Annotated in this window: 11 protein-coding genes; 5 read left to right on the top strand and 6 right to left on the bottom strand. The window is 57.6% G+C overall.

Going from position 1 to position 19681, the window contains the following annotated elements; genetic code table 11:
• Positions 1–139: 139 nt before the first annotated feature.
• The 4 genes from ACFQY0_RS02020 to ACFQY0_RS02005 form a co-directional block, all read right to left on the bottom strand.
• Positions 140–5878, bottom strand: a complete 5739-nt coding sequence (locus tag ACFQY0_RS02020; RefSeq protein ID WP_379708550.1) for a PKD domain-containing protein — start codon at positions 5876–5878, stop codon at positions 140–142.
• 165 nt (positions 5879–6043) lie between these two features.
• Entirely contained in the window at positions 6044–9919 is a 3876-nt protein-coding gene (locus tag ACFQY0_RS02015; protein WP_379708548.1) for a LamG-like jellyroll fold domain-containing protein, read from the bottom strand.
• Between the two features lie 13 nt (positions 9920–9932).
• On the bottom strand, positions 9933–11048 hold the full coding sequence (locus tag ACFQY0_RS02010) for a FecR domain-containing protein (RefSeq protein WP_379708546.1): 1116 nt from the start codon (positions 11046–11048) through the stop codon (positions 9933–9935).
• Positions 11045–11566 (bottom strand): RNA polymerase sigma factor, encoded by a 522-nt coding sequence (locus tag ACFQY0_RS02005; protein WP_379708544.1) that lies wholly within the window; start codon positions 11564–11566, stop codon positions 11045–11047. Before ACFQY0_RS02005 ends, ACFQY0_RS02010 begins: the two co-directional genes overlap by 4 nt.
• A gap of 390 nt (positions 11567–11956) precedes the next feature.
• Here ACFQY0_RS02005 and ACFQY0_RS02000 point away from each other — a divergent pair, with 390 nt between their 5' ends.
• The 3 genes from ACFQY0_RS02000 (at position 11957) to ACFQY0_RS01990 (ending at position 15101) form a co-directional block, all read left to right on the top strand.
• Positions 11957–12292 (top strand): hypothetical protein, encoded by a 336-nt coding sequence (locus ACFQY0_RS02000; protein WP_379708542.1) that lies wholly within the window; start codon positions 11957–11959, stop codon positions 12290–12292.
• Positions 12293–12411: 119 nt separating this feature from the next.
• Entirely contained in the window at positions 12412–13119 is a 708-nt protein-coding gene (locus tag ACFQY0_RS01995) for a succinate dehydrogenase cytochrome b subunit (protein WP_379708540.1), read from the top strand.
• A gap of 5 nt (positions 13120–13124) precedes the next feature.
• Positions 13125–15101 carry a fumarate reductase/succinate dehydrogenase flavoprotein subunit gene (locus tag ACFQY0_RS01990; protein ID WP_379708538.1) on the top strand — a complete coding sequence of 659 codons (1977 nt, stop codon included), beginning with the start codon at positions 13125–13127 and terminating at the stop codon, positions 15099–15101.
• Between the two features lie 12 nt (positions 15102–15113).
• Here ACFQY0_RS01990 and ACFQY0_RS01985 read toward each other — a convergent pair whose 3' ends face one another.
• Entirely contained in the window at positions 15114–15956 is an 843-nt protein-coding gene (locus tag ACFQY0_RS01985; protein ID WP_379708536.1) for an EF-hand domain-containing protein, read from the bottom strand.
• Between the two features lie 132 nt (positions 15957–16088).
• Between ACFQY0_RS01985 and metF the strand changes: the two genes are divergently transcribed.
• Positions 16089–17000 carry a methylenetetrahydrofolate reductase [NAD(P)H] gene (metF, locus tag ACFQY0_RS01980; protein ID WP_379708534.1) on the top strand — a complete coding sequence of 304 codons (912 nt, stop codon included), beginning with the start codon at positions 16089–16091 and terminating at the stop codon, positions 16998–17000.
• On the opposite strand, the gene ACFQY0_RS01975 is transcribed toward metF, so the two are convergent.
• The gene (locus ACFQY0_RS01975; RefSeq protein ID WP_379708532.1) at positions 17001–18626 is read right to left on the bottom strand and encodes a hypothetical protein; all 1626 of its coding nucleotides are present in this window, start codon (positions 18624–18626) and stop codon (positions 17001–17003) included.
• Positions 18627–18737: 111 nt separating this feature from the next.
• Between ACFQY0_RS01975 and ACFQY0_RS01970 the strand changes: the two genes are divergently transcribed.
• Positions 18738–19520 (top strand): segregation and condensation protein A, encoded by a 783-nt coding sequence (locus ACFQY0_RS01970; RefSeq protein ID WP_379708530.1) that lies wholly within the window; start codon positions 18738–18740, stop codon positions 19518–19520.
• The last annotated feature ends 161 nt before the right edge of the window (positions 19521–19681 follow it).

Here is a 19681-nt window from a genome sequence, read left to right as displayed (position 1 = left end):
CTTCAGTCGAAAGATTTGCCACAATGCCGCACCGGAAACAGGCCGGCGTTCTGTGCTTTATACTTACTGGCGACAGGACAATTCCGTCGTCGGCCCTACCAACGCGCTTTCAGTGCCGATTTGCCATTCAGACCACCCCTTACTCGACCGCCCTAATCTGAACAAACAGCCGTGCCTCAGAAGGAGGCGATGACGACAAGGTGACCGTAACTTCCTGGATCTCACCATTGCCATCGGGAATCTGAGTGGCGGTGCGGTCGTGAAACCAGTTAGAGAGATCCTCGGAATACCAGACCTCAAAGTCTGAGACTCCCGTGAGTTCCGGGTTTCTGCGGGTGTAGCGGAAGGATCCAGTGGGCGCTGAAAGCCCTGCGGTCATCGGTGACAAAGATGCCGCATCTGAGGGATCAAGGCCGAATAGATACTCAAACCAATTACTTCGACCGTCCCCATCCGCATCCCCCTCTGGCGAGCCATCAGCGCCGGGCGGGAAAGTGAATCCTTCATACCAAAGGTCAAATCCCTGCAACTCGGCCGGCGCAAGGGTCACATAAACCACCCAATCTGAAGTGGCTGCGGCCGGTGCCGAACCCAAACTAACGGTTCCTCCGCCGGCAACCGTCGTGACCGAACCCATCTGGAGAGTTCCTCCATTCCGAGGATCATACCAACGCACATCGAAGTCACCCGTGGCGCCGCTGAGGTCGAGGTTGGTGGTGCCTCCGTTTTTCAGATAGACCACGTAGTCGGTGCCGGTCTTGCGCAAGCACCAAGCCCCGGAGTTCGAAACCAGCGCGTCCTCGTTGGCCATGTCTTGGAAAGGAACCTCATTGTTCTCGAAGAACTCGAGCATGTAACGGCAGTAGTCCCAGAAACCATCACGGGAGGCATAGTCCTGACAGGTGAGGTCGGAGTTGGCATGCTGGTAACCAAAGTAGAACTCCACTCCTGCGCCACCGGCCATCACGTTGCCCCAAAGGGCGTTCTTCCGCCCGTCGGTCCAGCTGTTTCCAGCGTCGCCCGCCGGACGCAGCGCGTGCTGCGCGTCTCCCGGTTCGTCGCAGGCGACCACCCACGGCACGCCCGCCCCCGCGGAATTCTGCACCCACGCGAGGGTATCCGCAAAGACATTGGCAAAATCGGCCTGATTCGTTTGAAGCGACAGCCCCGTGAGCTTGGAAGCGGTTCCCAGCAGCGGAGTGTAAACAGCGTCCTTCTGCCAGGGGTAGGTGTGGAGCACCACGTGGTGTTGGTAGGGGTCGTTGTCGTGGAACCACTGGGCGAAATCCTGCTGTTGGGCCGTGGTATTGGTGTTCTCCTCTCCGAGATTCCAATTGAGGGCCAGATGATGGCCGAAGCGGGCCACCAGCTCGCGATAGTAGAGCGTGCGCTCACGCCCGAGAGCCCCGCCGTCCATCCGGTCGTCATTCTCGGTCTCCTGGGTCTTGAAATGGAGATACATCCCCTGCTGCGTGCCGTATTCGAAGACCCTCTCCCACTGCGCCATCTTCGAGACGTCGAAGCGGTCATGGTGCACTCCATTCGCATGCGCCCATCGCGCATCGTCCGCCACACCCTCGTAAGCTGCCACGGTGGACTTTAGACGGTGCGGGAAGACATTATCGTCATCTCCGTCGACATTGAAGGTCAGGAAGGAGAACGAGTTCAGCCCCTCCTGCGCGAGATAGCGCACCGCGCCAAGGATCTCCGTCCCCTTGCCGGACTGCCAAGTGAATTGCGATGCCGAGGCCGCATGATAATCCCCGGCATGGGGACTCCACGACTTGCGGTTGTTCGGCTGGTTGTCCTGGTCATTCGGGGTGTCGTCGAAATCATCGTAGGCCAGGAAGTTTTCCGGTGCGTCCGGTCCGGCCTTGAGGAAATACTCGCCGGTTGCGGCAAACTGCAGATGGTGCTTGCCGACGTACTGGAGCCTGCCCTTGCCACGCAGGTCGCGACCGGTCTTGTCCGTGGCGGCAACCTGAATAACGCCTCCATCTCCATCAAAGAAGCCGCCAGAACTTCCCGCATTGGCCGCGCTGCTCACCGCCACATCCGGTCCGGTGCGAAAGGAAACAGAATAACTCCACTCACCTTCCTCATCCGGAGAAAAATGAGCCCGCCAGACGTTACCCGACTGAGCGGAGCTCTCCGCTGCATTGCCATCCGCCGCGAAGTAGCCCGGCACGGTGTAGCTCTTGCCGCTTCCCGCGTGATTGAAAACCACATTGAGTCGATAGTCGCTGAAGGGATTGGTTCCGGCCGTTTCGCTGCTCGTCGGTCCGGTCCAGGAAAAGGTGATCTTGTGCCACTTCTTCAGCTCACCGGTGACTGCTGCGTCCCCACTCCCCTCAGGAAGCACGTTCACGGTGACTTGATCGAAGGAACTGTTGCTCTCGTCATCGGTGGCAGTCAGACGGAACACATAAGTTCCCTGGACTAGTCCGGAGGCGGTCAGGTTCAGGGTGGTTTCGCCGCTGAGCGTTGCGGTATTGGGACCTGATTGCTGGCTCCAAACGGTCGACACAACCGCACCGTCATCACTTGCGGTGCCGGTCAACTCAACCTGGTTTACCGGAAGGATAATGGATACATCATCACCTCCATTGACCTGTAGACCAGATGGTGGGATTGCCGGAACCGCGTGCGTGACCGCGACATTATCCACGAACAAGTGATGCCCGCCGCCACTGCCAGTCCCACTTGAGAACGCTAATTGGAAGACCACCGACCCACCGACCTCAAGGGTCGAGTCAGCAAGCCCGGTGAGGTCAATGTCGATATCGTCGTGCTGATCGTGCGTCTCGGGATCTGAATCCTCCGTCTTCAGGCCACCTCCAAGACTGGTTATCGCATCATCAGCGGAGGTGAAGACCGGACCATTGGTAATATCACCGTCGATCACACTCAATTGATAGGATCTCGCGGCATTGGGTCGGAATGCGACCGCATCAAAGTGAAACGCATTCAGCTCCAAATCGGTCGTGCCATGATTGGTAATCGTGAACGATATTTCTCCGTCGGTTTTGCCATTGGTGAGGGTGAGGTTGCCATCGCCCCCCGTAGTCACTGCGCTAGCGGCGGGAGGCCCCGCGAAGGTTCCCCAGGTCGTGTCTTTACTTGCACCCCGGCTATCCGTTTCACCGGCAGCCCAACCGCCCGCAGCAGAGGCTGTCGCTGAAGCAGCAACATCCGCTGCGAACACGGTGGCAGTGGGAACCGTCCCGCTATCCCAGGCATCCCATCCCGCAAGAACCTCGATGACCGGAGGAGCTGGAAAGTAGATTCCGTTCTGAACATCCATCAGCTCGCTCGCTGTTAATGCCCGTCGATAGAGCACGACATCGTCGATGCCGCCTGCGAAGTGTTCGTTCACCTTCGTCCCGCTGCCATCGTCGTCGCCGCCGATCAGAAGCGGGATCGTGGAACTCTCGCTGTAGGAGAAGACCTGCGGCGCTCCCTGTGCCACCCCATCGACATACCACTGGTAGTTCCCTCCCGATTTCACCATCGCATAGTGATGCCATTCATCGGACGGCAGATCCGCGTAGTCGTAATGCTCGATCGACCCAGCGACATCCGTGTTCGCAAACTGCGCCTCGTGCTGCATCAGCTTGATGAACTCGAGGTTCTCCGAACCCGTGCCGCCATAACGGTTGCCCACCATGATCGCTCCGGTCGAGTTGCCGGGCTCCACCTTCGCCCACCAGGCCCAGGTGAAGTCGTCGCTGGAAGAAAGCGCGTAGCGGAACGGCGTGGCAATGCGGTCGTCGCTCCCGTCGAACTCGGCATAGTTACCGCGGGTGCCATCGCTTCCCCAGCTCACGCCGTTGAGCAGCGTTCCGTGATGACCGTAATCCGAGGAATCCGCAGCCGCCGTGCCCGTGCCTTCGTCCAACTTCCAGTGGCCCACCGGACGAAGCGGATCGACCGGCCCCGGAGCTCCCTCGTAAAGAAGCATGTCCTTGATCTCAACCGGGGTGGAATGCTTGTTCCCTCCCGCATTGGCACCGGTGATCCACCAGTAGATCATGCCCGCGTCGGAGCAGTCGTACTTGTTGTTCTGGAAAGCGACCACGCCGTCCGCTTCAGCGTATTTGAGCTGGTCAAGGATCCAGACCATCGCCGGGTCGCTGTGACCCTCGGCCCAGTCCCAAAGCCCTGAACTGATCAGCACCTGGAGTCCGACGTTCTGGTCCCCGATCTGGTGTTCGGTCACGCCGAAGGCAAGAATCTGCGCCCAGGTGTAGAAGTCGCCGCTGTTGTCATTGGCCGGGTGATGGGAGATCACATGGACGAATTGCCGCTTGGACGGGGTGGCGGCATCGAGTGCGTAACCAATGATATCGGGTTCGCCTGCTTCAATGATCCAAAGCGGATCGCCGGCCGAAGACGCGTTGATGGCGTCGCGCAGGTCGTTGACGGCGGCGCTTTGCTCGCTGCGGCAGTTGTAGTAGTTGCTCAAATTCGGGAACGGCCCGAAGAAGCCAATTCCCTCGCCGGTGGTCTGATGCAGGTAGTTCTGGCGGCGCTGTTCATTGGCAGCGTCGATACTCTGGCTGCCGCCCGTGGCGAGCGGATTGAGATCGCAGGAGTGCGAGAAATGGACCAGCCGATCCTGAAGCCCGGCACCCTTGAGCAGTCCGAACACGACCGCATTGGCGCCGATGTCATCTGGATCTGGCGAGTTGCCGTCGGCGACATAGGCGATCCGGCCGGCCGGCGGACGGACCAGCGAGGTGCTGGAACAAAGCTCGATCTGCTGCCAGCGGCCGCGCCCCCAGGCGGTTCCTCCGTTCTCCGGAATCTCACCATTGGTGTCGGCATTCGACTCGATCGCGATCGTCGCGCCGTTCGGGATCGAGATCCCGCTCCAAGCGTGGGTGTGCGGCTGGAGATCGAGGGGGGAGTTGCCCTGCTCAACGAAAACGTAGGGGTTCGTATAGCTGGCCACCTGCACGCCATTGACTAACAGCCGATAGGTCGACTCCCCGTCTTCCTCGGTCATCGTTGTGATCGTCACGTCGTAGGCTCCCGCCGGACCGTCAAAGGTGCGCGAGGCGCGGGCGAAGCCGACCCGGTTCGCCTCCACATTAGCGGCGATCGCCAGCGCGTCGTTGCCATTGTCTCTGTAGTAGGGCACGTCTCCGGAGGTGATGTCCGGAAAATCGGTCGTGGCGTCGTAGATGTAGCAGGTCTCCCCGACGCCAGTCTCCGACTCGGGTGTGCTCAGGTTCTGCGCCGTGCTCTGGGGCGTCGAGGTGTGACGAAAAACGATGCGATTGATGCGGAAGAACTTCGAACGTCCCGAAACGACCAACTTGTAGGTCTCGCCCGCCTTGAAATCATAGACGGCCACTCGTTTGTTGGCATGACCACCGGGATCAAGATTGCCCGCGCCCCCGGATGAATTCTGACCGTTCTCCCATTTCCACGAGTTAGTCGCACCACCGAAGTACTTCGTATCGCTCTGCAGCAGTGACAGTGAGGCGTTATCGCCGTGACCCGTGTAAGGCCCCGGTCCCGCGTTGTAGTCGCCTTCCACCCGCACATAGCAGTCATTCGCCACATCGGTTCGCCCGTCGTGGGTTTCCTTCGCGCAGTGCAGATGCAGGTAATAGAGGCCAGCCTTGTTGATTTTAAAAATGTACTCCAGGGGTGAAGTGGCCGGACCCGTCTCGTAGTTATTCCCCAAGAACTGGAGGTAACCGCTACCTGAGTAACCCGACAGCGAACTCTGCTCCTCCCACTGCCCGAGCGAAGAGGACGTATGCTCCATCTCCATGACAACCAGTCCCCCGCTTTCATGGTACGTCTGAGCGAGCGCAACGGCGGCGGTGCCAAGCAGGGCAAGAATTGCTAGAAAGGAGGTTTTCACGATATCGATTGAGTTTTTGTTAGAAAGCTGAACGAAGCCCTCAGGCCTGAGGACCGTCCGGTGATCCATTAAGATAACGAGCCATGCCGACAAAAGGGCACATCCACTTTTGTCCCCTCTTTACGTGACATGATCAAGTTGCGGACGACTTCCGCATGATGCGCGTCAGAATTGTCTCACTTTAAGCCGAACGAACCGGCACTCGCTTCCCGCGGGAACCGTGGCAATCCGATGCTCGACTTCACTGTCTTCGGAGTTCTCCGGATCGGTCACTTCCGTGACACCGACCACGCTCCAGGACTCGGCCTGCAGGGTGTCGCTCCATTCGACCTCGAAGCTGACTCCGTCGGCAAGTGCCGCTTTGCTGGCAGTGTAGCGAAACTCGATCGCATCACCATTCATCTCGAGTGCTGTGCTGAGTCGAGTGGCTGCATGAGGGTTCTGGCCCGTTGCAAACTCCATCAGATTACTTTCTCCGTCGGAATTTGCGTCCTTGGAATCGGATGCGGAGCCGCTGTTTTCCGTGGTCCCGAAGTGAACCAGCCGCCAATCCTCAATCCCGGTGAGTGCCGGGGAAATGTAGATACCATCGCGGAGATTACGGATATCACGGGCGTTCAGAGCTCGATCGTAGAGCACGACATCATCGATCGATCCTGCAAAGTGCTCATTCTCCCTGCCGCCGGGCGTGGCGTCATTGTCATCGCCTCCGATATTGAACGGAAGTGGAACGGACCCGCCGTAGCTGTGGGTGATTGATGAGCCCTGAGGAACTCCGTTCACATACCACTGGTAGTTGGTGCCATCCTTGACCATCGCGTAGTGGTTCCAGCCACCCACGGGAAGATCCGTGTAGTTGTATTTGTGGAAGGATGAGATGTCCGCAGAATGCGCGAAGCTGGCTTCGTTGGGCGTGAACTTGATGAACTTGTAGACCTCGGGAGAAGCTCCCACCGGATAGCGATTGCCTACCATGACAGCCTGCGGATTCACCGCAGCGCCGCGTTTCGCCCACCAGCTCCAGGTGAAGGCTGAACTACTACCCAAACTGTAGGTGAAGCTTGTCGAAATACGGTCATCGATGCCGTCAAAGGTAACGAACGAACCACGAACCGCATCACTCTCACGAGTTGCTCCGTGCAGGAGGGTGCCGCGATTGCCTTGACCGGAAGAATCGATCGCGAGGTTGCCGCTGGCTTCATCGAGTTTCCAATGAGCGATTGGAGCAGCTCCGTCGCTCTCACCAATGGATAGCGTCCCATTTCCAATAAAAACAGGGTTCGAGGCGATGGCATTCAGCTCAGCCGCCGTGTAAATCCCGTCTGCGACGACCCTTTCCCCAAGCGTCAAACCGATAACCGACCACGCGAAATTCCCCAGATCCACTTCCGATCCCACCTCGTCACTGACCGCGAGAGTGCCCTCCGTGGACCAATTTCCCAGAACCTTCAGCCGTCCGCCGCTTTTGACATCGATGCTGGAATCGCCGACGGCTCCCGCGTTCTCGAAGATCAAGCGACTCTGATCGCTGACTTCCCACAGACCGGAGAAGGTATTCGAATCGTTGGTGAATCTAACAGAGCTTATACCTGACGTCAGACTCTCGTAGATCTGGATGTTACCTGAACCCGTCACCTGCGAATCCACTTTCAAGCTGCGATCAACCGTTCCGTAACTCACGATGCGACCGTAGCCCGAGACATCAATGGCGCCATCAAGGACATTGGTGACACCGCTTCCGGTTCCTGCGGTGATTTCCGCATACTCTCCAGGTGTGAAACTCTCACCGCCCCGTAGATTGATCTGGCCGACCTTGGTGACCTGGCCTTGGGACTCGATCGCACGCACCTGGAATTTGCCGCCGGGCTCGATCGTCATGGCGTCCCCGGGGAAAGTCCAATTTCCGGTCACGCTTCTCAAGTTCCCCGTCGCCGGGATCTGATAGATCGCGCCTGAATGCGCGGGAAGACCATCCAACCAGGTCGCGCCGCTATCGACGTCTACCGGAGACCCGAGCGCGACCATCGGAATCGTGAGATCGTAGTCGCCGTCCATCACGCTGGCGAGATGGTATGAGGTCAGGGCATTTCGATAGAGCACCACGTCGTCGATGGAGCCTTGGAAATGTTCATTCGCTTTGTTGTCTCCGTCGCCACCGATCATGAAGGGAATCGGAGTGGTTTCCGAGTAGCTGCTGGTGAATGGAGCGCCCTGTGCCACGCCATCGACATACCATTGGTAGCTCGTCCCGGATTTCACCATTGCATAGTGGTGCCAGCCGTCCTGAGTGATGTCGGCGTAGTTGAGGACACTGATTTCAGCGACGTCGTTGGTGTTGGCCAATTGCACGCCGGTCGGCGTGAATTTGATATACTCATAAGTCTCGGAGCCGGTGTTTCCATAGCGATTCCCCACCATGATGGCTCCGTTGCCGGTCCCATTAGCACTCTGCTTGTTCGCCCACCACGCCCAGGTGAAATCATCCGTGGCTTTCAAGGCATACTTGAAGGTGGTCGCGATGCGATCGTCTGTTCCATCGAAGGAAACGAACGAGGCGCGGGTCGCATCACTCCCCCAGGTGGCACCATTCTGAATCTCTGCGGTAAAAGAAGTGCCCGCCACATTCGCCACCTCGGTTCCCGTGCCCTCATCCATCGGCCAGTGCGCCACCAATCCAGAGGACGGCCCCAGATCTTCGCTCGGCAGCTGGAAGACGTAGGAATAGATGTCCTTTTTGTCCGACTGCTTGTTCTCGGAAACGATCAGCACCAGCTTCCCATCATCGATGTAGCTGGCCGAGACGCCGAAACTGCGGCTGGTGTTGTGCACCAGCTCGGTGACGTAGTTGGTCGAGCCCGGCTCACCACTAGTGATCCGGATGGAACTGCCCGAGGCGTTGATGGTGTAGAAGCGGTTGTTCCAGGACAAACCCGTCTTCCGCGTGCCGTTGTGCTTCGTGAAGCTCGTCTCCCCCGCCTTTCGCGTGTAGGTGTATTCGTAGGTGGATCCGCTCCCTCTTCCATCATAGGTGACATGCACGTCGCCCTCCTCACTCACCACCAGGCCGGGGCCACCCGAGGAGCCCTTGCCGGCATTTGAAGCCGGGAGATCGATGAGAAACGGGGCGTAGTCCTGGATCGGCAACGCATGTTTGACGCCATTGAGATCCTCCCACATCGAAGTCATGTCCGGCCCGCACTTGGCCAGATAGACGCCTTCATTCAAGACGCCTTGGTCCTTTTTCGCAGCCCATCGCACCGACCACGCGTAATACACATTGCCGTTGTTGAAGTAGGGCACGCCGTAAGCGTAGTTCTTGTCCTCTTCGGCGACATGGGGCAGTCCGCCTCCTCGGGTGACCTGCTTGTTCGAGCTCCACGACGCCCCATTGTAGACGTGAACCATTTCATTGCCGCCCACCGCCGAACCTTTGCGGTAATTCAGAATGATCTCACCATCGGCGTTGGTGGTGATCTTGGGGTAGGTGATGGTGATGGGTTGCCCTGGCACCAGATACCCGCGAGTTGATTCGAAGTTGGAAAGCTTGAAATCAGCATCAGGAGCGAAGGCGATGTTCTTCTTGGTAACAATGTACTTCAGCGGATCATTGTGATGGTCGTAAAAAATGTGGACGGTCCCGTCGATCTTGCTGACTCCCACGGAGATCGTGCTGTGAGAATCGCCCCACTTGTTTCCGGGTTGGATCAAGGTGTTCTTGTGGGGAAGCTGGACGGTCACCCAGCCCCCGGAGCCGATCTTCTTGCGCGAGATCATCAGGTTCCGGTTGGTCATGCCGCCTTTGTACCAGCCGAAGAAAATGTAGCCGTTCACCACCGCCACACAGTCACCTCTGGGACTGATGTTGGCATTGTAATGGTAGGCCTTGGAGCCATCCGCATACCAGAAGTAGAGCCCTTCATTGGTGACGGTGCTTTCCTCTAGAAACTCCACCTGGGCCGTCAATGGAGCGACGACGGAAAGCCCCAGCGCAGCCAACAGAATTTTGATGGTCCATTGCAGGACACGGAATGGTTTGTTCATGATAGGAATGCAATCAATCGGTAATGGTGAAATGAATCTCCAGAGCTTCGCCGGGGCTTTCCTTGCGATCATCGGAATAGACCGCTTCCGCTTTCAAACGGTAGATCCCCGGGCGAGGTGTCCAAGCGGCGCAGTCGTTAGGGCGGCCATCTGCCCAATGGTCGCCGGCCACGAAGAACGGCGGGTGCTCGTGCGCGTTGACCGCGTGGGGTGGCAGCCCGGTCGGCCTGCCATCGTGACGACTGAGGCTCATTATCGCAGACGCAGGCGCAGCGCCTTCGTAGTCAGCCCGGATATTGATGTTTCGAGTCGGCAGCGACGCCAAGGCAATGCGTGACCCATCGCCAAGATCCACCTCACGAATCGGCTCGTCGCTATCCGCATTCATGAGCGTAAAGCCGATGATCCCAGGAACCGGGATTTTCTCATGCAGGAAGCCCGACTTTCCAGACTCGGCAAAGTGTCCCTCTTTCACCAGCGCTTCCCTGTCAGCACGTCGGGAAATGAAACGAACCGCTCCCTCGCTCACTTCAAGACGACTCCGGTCTCCTCTCAGGTCGAACGAAAATTTCGTGCCGACAACTTCTGCGTGAGCGTGTTTCGAAGCGACAACGAAGGGATTGCCGGCCGCCTGCGGCGTCACGTCCGCTTCTATCCCACCTGCCACGATCTCGAGCCCCTTTGCTCGATCCCAGCGCGAACGCTCCGTGACGACGACCGTCGATTCCGGAGAAATTGCAACCTTCGTTCCATCCTGATAGCTTACGGTGGCTGTGGAATTTGAGCCCGTGCTCAGGCTTCCGCCAGGAGGGATGGCACCCAATGGGCGACTCACGCTTCCCGAGAGCTCACTCAGCATCGGCGTCCGCGCGGTCGAGATGTGCTGCAGTTGGATCAGCACAGCGGCAATGCCAAGCAGTGTCAGAATCGCGGCCATGGCAAAAGCAGGAGCTTTCGAGCGCTTTACAGGCGGCGCCCAAGGAACCGGCCTTCTCAAGGGTGCTGCCACACGGGGAAGCTCATCCGCGGCCTTGAGAACCCGCTCGCGCACATCAGGCGGTTCCTTCCCTCCGACGGACTCCGACAAGAGGAGGTCCACAAGACGGTCATACTTGTCTTCCTGCTTCATGCTTCTGAAAGTCGGTGTTGAATGCACTCGCCAAGAGCGGTCCGAATGCGGCGCAGAGCGGCTTTCACGCCGCTGGATGAAATCCCGAGCGAGCTCGCAATTTCATCGCGTGACTTCCGCGCCGCGTAGAAGGCGTCGATCAGCTCCCGCTGACTCGTGCTCAGCTTCTTCATGCACTCTTCCAGCGCCTCCATGCACCCGAAGCCTTCGTTGTATCGGTAAAAATTGCTTTTCCAGAATACCTCTGCGGTTTCAGCCTCCTCGCTGCTGAAACTAACAGGTGAACGACTGCGCCTCCGGCAGTGATCAACGAAAAGATTGTGGGCGATGCGCCGCAGCCACGCCCGCCGGTGATTCAGATCGTCAAGACCCGGAGCCGCCACGGACTTGAAGGCGCGCAAATAGGTCTCCTGGAGCAAATCCTCGGCAAGCGCGTAGTCTGCGCCAATGAACCTCAAGTAACGGAACAATTCCGTCTGATGAGCTTCAACCAATTCTTCTAGATCATTCCTTGTCATGGATAAGGTCCGGCGACTCCTCGTCGTGTCCATCAAAATACACGAACGGAACGCCCAATAGGGCACTCTCAATTTGTCCCGCCTTTACGTGACAGCTGTGACAGCCGTGACACCTCTCGCCAGATCATCAACCAAGCCCCCCACCAACTCCCTCCCTTCTCCTGCGGCATGAGCCTCACACCAACTCTCCAGACTTCGGTCCGCGCACCCATCTGCGCGATGACGCCATCCTTCGGAGGGAGTACCGGAACGGGTTGCGACATGCTCGGATTTTCCTCCCATCCCCTGCCGACCTCGCAAATCGCTCACAGCGCCTCAGAGTCTCCGTGCCGGCGTTTGAGAAGTTCGGTTTCGCTTGCTCAAAAAGCAACTCCCGCCAGAGTTCCGCGCATGGATCCTTTCCTTCTCAAGACCCTGCACATCGCTGGAACCTTCGGTTTCTTCGCAGCCCTCGGTGCCATTGCTCTCGGTTCCGGTTCATCAAAGACCGCTGCCTCGATCCTCCACGGAATCTCGGGTCTCCTCATTCTGCTCGTCGGCTTTGCCATGCTCAGGAAGCCACCGATGGACTCCTACTGGTGGATGGTGAAATTAGGTCTTTGGTTGGTTCTTGGAATCGCCCCAGCCTTGGTCAAGCGCAAGGTCCTGCCCGCGCCAGTTGTTCTCACGATCGCGATCGTCTGCGGGGTCATCGCAGCCTACCTCGGCCTCGCCAAACCATTCTGAGTTGTCCTCATTTGACTCATTCGCCGCATATTATCTGCTCCGGGGATTCTCCTCTTGCGCGTTTCGGGTCACCTCCTTAAAGCTCTTCCGACGCTTTTCCTGACTAAGTTTCCAGCCCCATGAACGACTCCACCCGTAGTTGCCCATCCATCTGCCGCATCTGGACATCCAGCATCGGCCGCAAGATGCTCGTCGCTCTAACCGGTATTGTGCTGACGCTCTTTCTCGCCGGTCACCTGGCAGGAAACCTTCTGGTTTTCGTCGGGCGTGAGGCGTTCAACGACTACGCCGAGTTTCTCCACCACATGCTTCATGGTGCGGGCGTCTGGATTGCCCGGATCCTCCTCCTTGCCACCCTCGTCATCCACGTGGCCGCGACCATTTCGCTCACTCGCGAAAACAGGGCCGCCAGGAATGCCTACGAGCACAAGGCGGTCATTCAGGCGAAAAAATCCTCGCTCATCATGATTTGGAGCGGCCTCACCATCCTCGCCTTCATCATCTTCCATCTCCTCCATTTCACCGTACGGGTTAGCTACAACGATGTCGACTTCGTTGACCCCCTCGATCCCGAGCGCTTTGATGCCTGGAGAATGGTGATCGTCGGTTTCACCAACCCACTGGTGGTGCTCTTCTACATTATCGCGATGAGCCTGCTCTGCTCCCACTTGAGCCACGGGGTGCAGTCGATGTTCCAGACCCTCGGCTTGCGCTCCAAGAAGACCGCAGGCCTCCTCGATAAGCTGAGTCTTGGCTACGCATGGCTCATCTGGCTCGGCTTTGTCTCGATCCCCGTCGCTATTCTCATTTTCAAATTCGGCCGCTAATCATCATGTCATCCGACCTCGACAGCAAAGACCCCGCTGGTCCACTCAAAGAGAAGTGGTCCAAGCACAAGCAGGATTCGAAGCTCATCAATCCGGCTAACAAGCGGAAGTTCAACATCATCGTGATCGGCTCCGGGCTCGCAGGTGGCTCGGCTGCGGCCACGCTTTCCGAGCTGGGCTACAAGGTGAAGTGCTTCTGCTACCAGGACAGCGCCCGCCGTGCTCACTCGATCGCCGCTCAGGGGGGCATCAATGCCGCCAAGAACTATCAGAACGACGGCGACTCGATCCATCGCCTGTTCTACGACACGATCAAGGGTGGCGATTTCCGCTCCCGCGAAAGCAATGTCTATCGCCTTGCCGAAGTCTCCAACAACATCATCGACCAATGCGTCGCCCAGGGAGTTCCCTTTGCCCGCGAATACGGAGGACTCCTCGACAACCGATCCTTCGGTGGCGCTCAGGTAAAGCGGACTTTCTATGCAGCCGGGCAGACCGGCCAGCAGCTCCTTATCGGCTGCTATCAGGCCCTCAACAAGGAGATCGCCGCCGGTGGGGTCGAGATGTTCGAGCGCGCGGAAATGCTGGAACTCGTCGTCGTCGACGGCCATGCCAAGGGTGTCGTCGTTCGAGACCTCGTCACTGGAGAAATCACCACCCATGCCGGCGATGCCGTGATCATGGCGACCGGTGGCTACGGCAACGTGTTCTTCCTCTCGACCAACGCGATGGGCTGCAACGTCACCGCCGCGTGGAGAGCCTGCAAGAAGGGCGCGCACTTCGCGAACCCTTGCTACACGCAGATTCACCCGACCTGCATTCCGGTCAGCGGCGACTATCAGAGCAAGCTCACCCTGATGTCCGAATCGCTTCGCAACGATGGACGCATCTGGGTTCCCAAATCGAAGGAAATTGCTGCCAAACTCCGCAAGAAGGAGATGCTTCCGGCTGACGTTCCTGAAGAAGAGCGCGACTACTACCTTGAGCGAAAGTATCCTTCCTTCGGTAACCTCTCCCCGCGCGACATTTCCTCTCGTTCGGCCAAGGAGGTTTGCGATGAAGGTCGTGGCATCGCTCCGACTGGCCTCGGCGTCTATCTCGACTTCCGTGATTCCATCGCCCGCCTCGGTGAAGACACCATTCGCGCCCGCTATGGAAACCTCTTCCAGATGTATGAGAAGATCACCGGCGAGAACCCCTACCAGACCCCGATGATGATCTACCCGGCCGTCCACTACACCATGGGCGGACTCTGGGTGGACTACAATCTGATGTCGAACCTCCCCGGGCTCCATGTCCTTGGAGAAGCCAATTTCTCGGATCACGGGGCCAACCGCCTGGGTGCCTCCGCCCTGATGCAGGGCCTCGCGGACGGCTACTTCGTGATTCCTACGACACTCGCCGTCTACCTCGCTACTCAAAAGCCCGGGAGCGTCACTACCGACCATCCCGAGTTCGTCAAAGCACGTGCCGAAGTCGAAGAGCGGACCAAGAAGCTGCTATCAATCCAGGGCGACCGCACGGTCGATTCCTTCCATCGTGAGCTCGGACAGGTCATGTGGGACAAGTGCGGGATGTCCCGCACCCGCGAAGGCCTCACTGAGGCGCTCGAGCAAATCCCAAAAATCCGCGAAGAGTTCTGGAAAAACGTCCGAATCACCGGAAGCGGTGAAGCACTTAACATGGAACTCGAAAAGGCTGGCCGCGTCGCCGACTTCCTCGAATTCGCTGAGATGATGTGTCTGGATGCCCGTGAACGCGAGGAATCCTGCGGCGGTCATTTCCGCGAGGAGCACCAGTATACCGAGGCCGATCCTGAAGTTCAGTCGGGATACCTGTCACCGGGTGAAGCCAAGCGCGATGACGAGAACTTCTGCCACGTTTCAGCGTGGGAATTCAAAGGCGTCGGAGTTCCACCCGTCCTTCACAAGGAAGTACTTAAGTGGGAAACGGTCAAACCATCGGTCCGCTCGTATAAGTAAGCCCCCGAGGGCTCAGCAATCTCCACCTGGTCTTTTGGGGCCTCGCGGAGATTGCTCCTCATCCTTGCAATCCGGATCCCGCTCCTTGTCATCCACAGGCTGAAGAGCTCCGTTCTGACGAACCTCCGGGCGTGGCGAACCGCCGTTTCGCAATTCTTTTGGCTCCAGCTTGAGATTCCCATTCTTATCGAGCTTTTCAAAGTGATCCTCTTGCTCATCTTCGCTCTTTTCCTTCAACCAGGGCGCTTGCCGAAATTCGTCAAAACTTAGCACCCGATCATCGTTTCCATCGAGCATCTCGATCATCTTCGCGGGGTCCCTCGGTTCACGACCACCATCCTTGGACCGATCACGGGAGCGACGTTCCTCCGGCTTGTCTGCAGGCGAGAGCTTTCCATCCTTGTTCCGGTCCAGGCGGGCGAAGAATTCCTTCAATCGCTCCTTCGGAATCCGCTTGGTGAAGGGACCCGCTTCAAATTCCGCGAAGCTAACCGTTCCATCCCTGTCGGAATCGAGTTCGTGCAGCTTAGGGAACGGACGATTGCCCCCATCCGGTCGCGGAGGTGGACGCATCTCGGGAGCTTGGATCAGTCCATCATGATTCTTGTCAAAGCGCTTGAAAATTTCCCTCTGGGACTCCTCAGGGAGCTTCGAAATCCGCTCGAGCGCTGAAAACTCATCGAAAGAAACCACCCCATCCCCATTGGCATCGGCACTCTCGAAAAACCCTTTGAAATTCCGCCCCTTTTCCGCGCCACCATCCGCCTGCGAGGCCCTCTCGTCACGGCGAGGAGACTCCCCGTACAGACTTCCCGCGCCGACGATGGCAACGATTGCAATTGGGATGATATTCATGTTGGTGAAGTAGAGCTCGGCACTGGCCTGCCGCCAATTCGGAAAACCCCACCGCTCGGCGGAAGTTGCTGGCCGCGCGGTTTTTGTTGGCCGTTTCGGCGATCTCATCCAATTCTCTCGCCGACACCTCTCATGCACATTCTCGACATTCTTGCGCATCGCCGCCCGTCATTCTCATTTGAGTTCTTCCCGCCGAAATCCTCAGCGGCTTGGGACGAACTTTACGCCACCATTGTCGACCTCGAAACCTTTAATCCATCTTTTGTCTCAGTCACCTACGGTGCCGGTGGTTCGACGCGTGATGCGACGCATGATCTCGTTGTCCGGATCAAGGAAACCACGGAGACCCCGCCGATCCCCCACCTGACCTGTGTCGGTCACAGTGAAGAGGAAATCGACGCCATCCTCACCCGCTATGCTGAAGCGGGTGTCTCCAACATCCTCGCTCTGCGGGGCGATCCCCCTCGAGATTGGCCGGATTATGACTGGTCGGATTGCGCTTTTCCTCACGCCGGGGACCTCGTGCGTTTCATCAAGGCCTTCAATGACAGCGGTCGACATCCCGATCCGCGGGGATTTGGAATCGGAGTGGCCGGCTTCCCTGAAGGCCATCCGAGCACCCCGAACCGACTGGTGGAGCTTGAGCATCTGAAGTCCAAAATCGATGCCGGTGCCGACTACATCTGCACGCAGTTGTTTTTTGACAACCACGACTTCCTCGACTTCCGGGACCGCTGCCGTCAAACGGGAATTGATGTGCCGATCATAGCCGGGATCATGCCGGTGACCTCAACAAAAGGCATGCGCCGAATGGCTGAACTCGCGGCAGGCGCGAGATTTCCCGCAAAACTCATGCGAGCCCTTGATCGTGCCGGCGATGATCCAGCTGCTGTCGAAAGAGTCGGCATTCATTATGCCGCTCAGCAATGCATCGAGCTCCTCGATCACGACGTCGACGGCATTCATCTCTACACGCTCAACAAAAGCAGTGCCACCCGTGAAATCTATGCCAACATGGGCATGATCCCTTCGGTCGGGGGATGATCATTCGTTGCTGCGCCCGTCTTCCACAATTTCCTCGGCCAGCGGCAAGGTGAGTTCAGGCATGCTTCCACTGAGACGGACGTCGATTCCAATTCGCCCGGTGGCTGGATCGACCGGGTAGCGATCTCGAAGAATTCTCGATCTGTCGAAGGCATCGCCGGGAATCGTCAATCGAATGCCTCCTTCGAAATTCAAGATCGTCCGTGCGCGTCGTGCCGCAGCCCGCCTGATGGTCTCCTCATCCCTTTTCGATGCCAAGCCCGCGAAGAACTGAGTGTTCTCGCCGAGGTTTTCTTTGCTCTTGTCATCCTTGGCTGCATCTCCAGCCCTCTTCAAAGTGATGTCCTTCTTTCTCTGCGCCTCCTTCTCTTCACCATCCATTTGCTCCAGCATGCTGGCCGCATTCTCGCCGATGGACTTGGCAATCTCCTCATCCGTCGGATACCGGGCCTCCAGTCTGCCCTCGATTGACATGAAGTCTCGAGCTTCCAGATTCATGCCAGCGATCACCATTTCCCCTCCCCCTGTCTTCAGATTGAAGGAGCCCTGCTCAAAGACCACTCGCTTATAGCTATTGAAGTTATCCACGAGATCCAGAGCTTCGAGGATGGGAAATTCATCACGAATCTGGATTGAATCCCTCTCTCCCAGAGTAATCGGTCCCTGCAGGGACAGCCCTTCGGTGGTGTTTGTCGAACCACTCAGCTCGAGTTCGCCCGAAATTTTTCCCGAGACCCTTTCCAGCACGTTCTCTGGAACCAGTTTCTCAATCGGCACGCTCGTGAGAACCAAGCGACCGGAAACCTGGGGCAATTCCCCTCCTTCGATTTTCACATCCTTCAACTCCACCCTTCCATCATCCGCCAGAAGGATTCCCTTCTCGATGATCAGTTCGGTCGGCGTACAAAGCATCGCGATCTCTTCGATCTGAAAATCATGGATCCAGTTCTGAGTGAAGCGCCCGCCCTTGAAATTGAATCGCCAACCTTCGCTGACCCGGTTGGCCGTCAGTTTGCTTCCCTCGATTTCGCCTACCCGCTTGTCATACCCCCATGTCACTCGTGCCGTCGAAAAATCCAGACCCATGACCTCAAATTGCCGCCGCCTCTTGAAGAGAGACTCTGCAGCAGCTGAGGCTTCTTCACCCGAATTGGCCCCAGCCTTGACCTGCACATCAATCCAGTTCCCCTCAATGATTCCGGCATCCCAGTCTCCAGAAAACCCGTCGAGGTAACCCATCTTGAAGCTCAGATTCCCTGCCTCAAGCGTCTGGAAAAAACTTGAGGGCGTTCCTTCCGCTCCAATTCGGCGGATCTTCGCCCGTCCCTGGACACGCTCGAATCCCACGATCTCTGCATCCGAAGCAGACATTTCCGTGATAAAGCGCTCGCTGAGTTTCTCTTTGAAGCCCTCCGAATCGATCCGTTTGCTGAGATAAAACGCGAAAATGACCGCAACGACGAGCAGCAGCACCAGAACACGGGCCCCAAGCTTCACCAAATGAAACACAGCCACCGACCATCCTGAGCCACTCGACATCGAATAGCGCAATTGAAACCAGAACCCCTGGCTCGCGATCCACTGGCTGAGTCGATCATTAAAAGTCTGCGAATTGTCAATGTTCATGGATTGAATAAAGCCCCCCTCGAGGAGGCCGGATTACAGCCCCCGCAATCATATCAGGCGAGGCCAAATTTCCCCTCGCCGACAAAGGGCGGATCGCCTACCCACTCGGGCGTGGAAGGTACCGATTACAAAGTGCGACTCGAGATTTTCGAAGGCCCCCTCGATCTTCTCCTCTATTTGATCAAAAAGGATGAAGTCGACATTCAGAACGTCTCGATCTCGCGAATCACCGGGCAGTATCTGAAATACATCGAAACCTTTCGGATGCTGAACATCGACCTCGCGGCCGAGTTCATCGTCATGGCGGCGAACTTGATGTATCTGAAAAGCCGCACCCTGTTGCCCCGCCAGGAGCAGCCACCCGAAGAGGACGCGGAAGAAGACGATCCTCGCTGGGAACTCATCCGCCAGCTCATCGAGTACAAGAAGTTCAAGGACGCCGCGAATTTCCTCAGCTTGAAGGAGATCGAACAAGAAGACACGTTTGCCCTCAAGTCCGAGCAACCGGAAGTCGATGACAGCCCGGCACCACTCGCCGAGGTCTCCATCTTCGACCTGATTCGGGCGTTTCAGAATGTCCTCAAACGATTTGAGGAATCCCACGATCTCGGTGACATCGTCGATGACCGCTACACGGTATCCGACAAACTCGAAATGCTGCTCACCCGCTTCAAGCCAGGTGAATCGGCGCCCTTTGATACCTTGTTCGCCGATGCCGCCACCAAGGCAGAAGTTATTGTCACCTTCCTCGCCGTTCTGGAGCTCATGAAGATGAACCAATTCGTCCTGCGTCAGGGCGAACTATTCGGCCGCATCGAAATTGAGCGAAAGGATCACGGAGCGCCTCTACCGCCACTCGATGAGGTGCTCGACAATATCGAACTGGCTGGATAAGTCATGGCCATGGCTGAGCGGACTCACGATGGATGCCCGCGCTACGCCATTTCGAAAATCGTCCCATAGCCTGACGACAACGCCCCCCCGCTCCCGGATCCGGATCCGGCATGCAGAATCCAGGGCTAGCTCACTTTGAAAATGCGGATTCCGATCTATAT

It is taken from the genome of Haloferula chungangensis, assembly GCF_042664875.1.
GTDB lineage: Bacteria > Verrucomicrobiota > Verrucomicrobiia > Verrucomicrobiales > Akkermansiaceae > Haloferula > Haloferula chungangensis.
The sequence above is the reverse complement of the archived record's forward strand: the minus strand, read 5'-3'. Positions and strand labels throughout refer to the sequence as shown.

Excerpts from the sequence above, each read along its gene's own strand:
- ACFQY0_RS02000 (WP_379708542.1), top strand. The coding sequence starts at position 11,957 with ATGGATCCTTTCCTTCTCAAGACCCTGCACATCGCTGGAACCTTCGGT.
- ACFQY0_RS02005 (WP_379708544.1), bottom strand. The coding sequence starts at position 11,566 with ATGACAAGGAATGATCTAGAAGAATTGGTTGAAGCTCATCAGACGGAA.
- ACFQY0_RS01995 (WP_379708540.1), top strand. The coding sequence starts at position 12,412 with ATGAACGACTCCACCCGTAGTTGCCCATCCATCTGCCGCATCTGGACA.
- ACFQY0_RS01990 (WP_379708538.1), top strand. The coding sequence starts at position 13,125 with ATGTCATCCGACCTCGACAGCAAAGACCCCGCTGGTCCACTCAAAGAG.
- ACFQY0_RS01985 (WP_379708536.1), bottom strand. The coding sequence starts at position 15,956 with ATGAATATCATCCCAATTGCAATCGTTGCCATCGTCGGCGCGGGAAGT.
- ACFQY0_RS01975 (WP_379708532.1), bottom strand. The coding sequence starts at position 18,626 with ATGAACATTGACAATTCGCAGACTTTTAATGATCGACTCAGCCAGTGG.
- ACFQY0_RS02015 (WP_379708548.1), bottom strand. The coding sequence starts at position 9,919 with ATGAACAAACCATTCCGTGTCCTGCAATGGACCATCAAAATTCTGTTG.
- metF (WP_379708534.1), top strand. The coding sequence starts at position 16,089 with ATGCACATTCTCGACATTCTTGCGCATCGCCGCCCGTCATTCTCATTT.
- ACFQY0_RS02010 (WP_379708546.1), bottom strand. The coding sequence starts at position 11,048 with ATGAAGCAGGAAGACAAGTATGACCGTCTTGTGGACCTCCTCTTGTCG.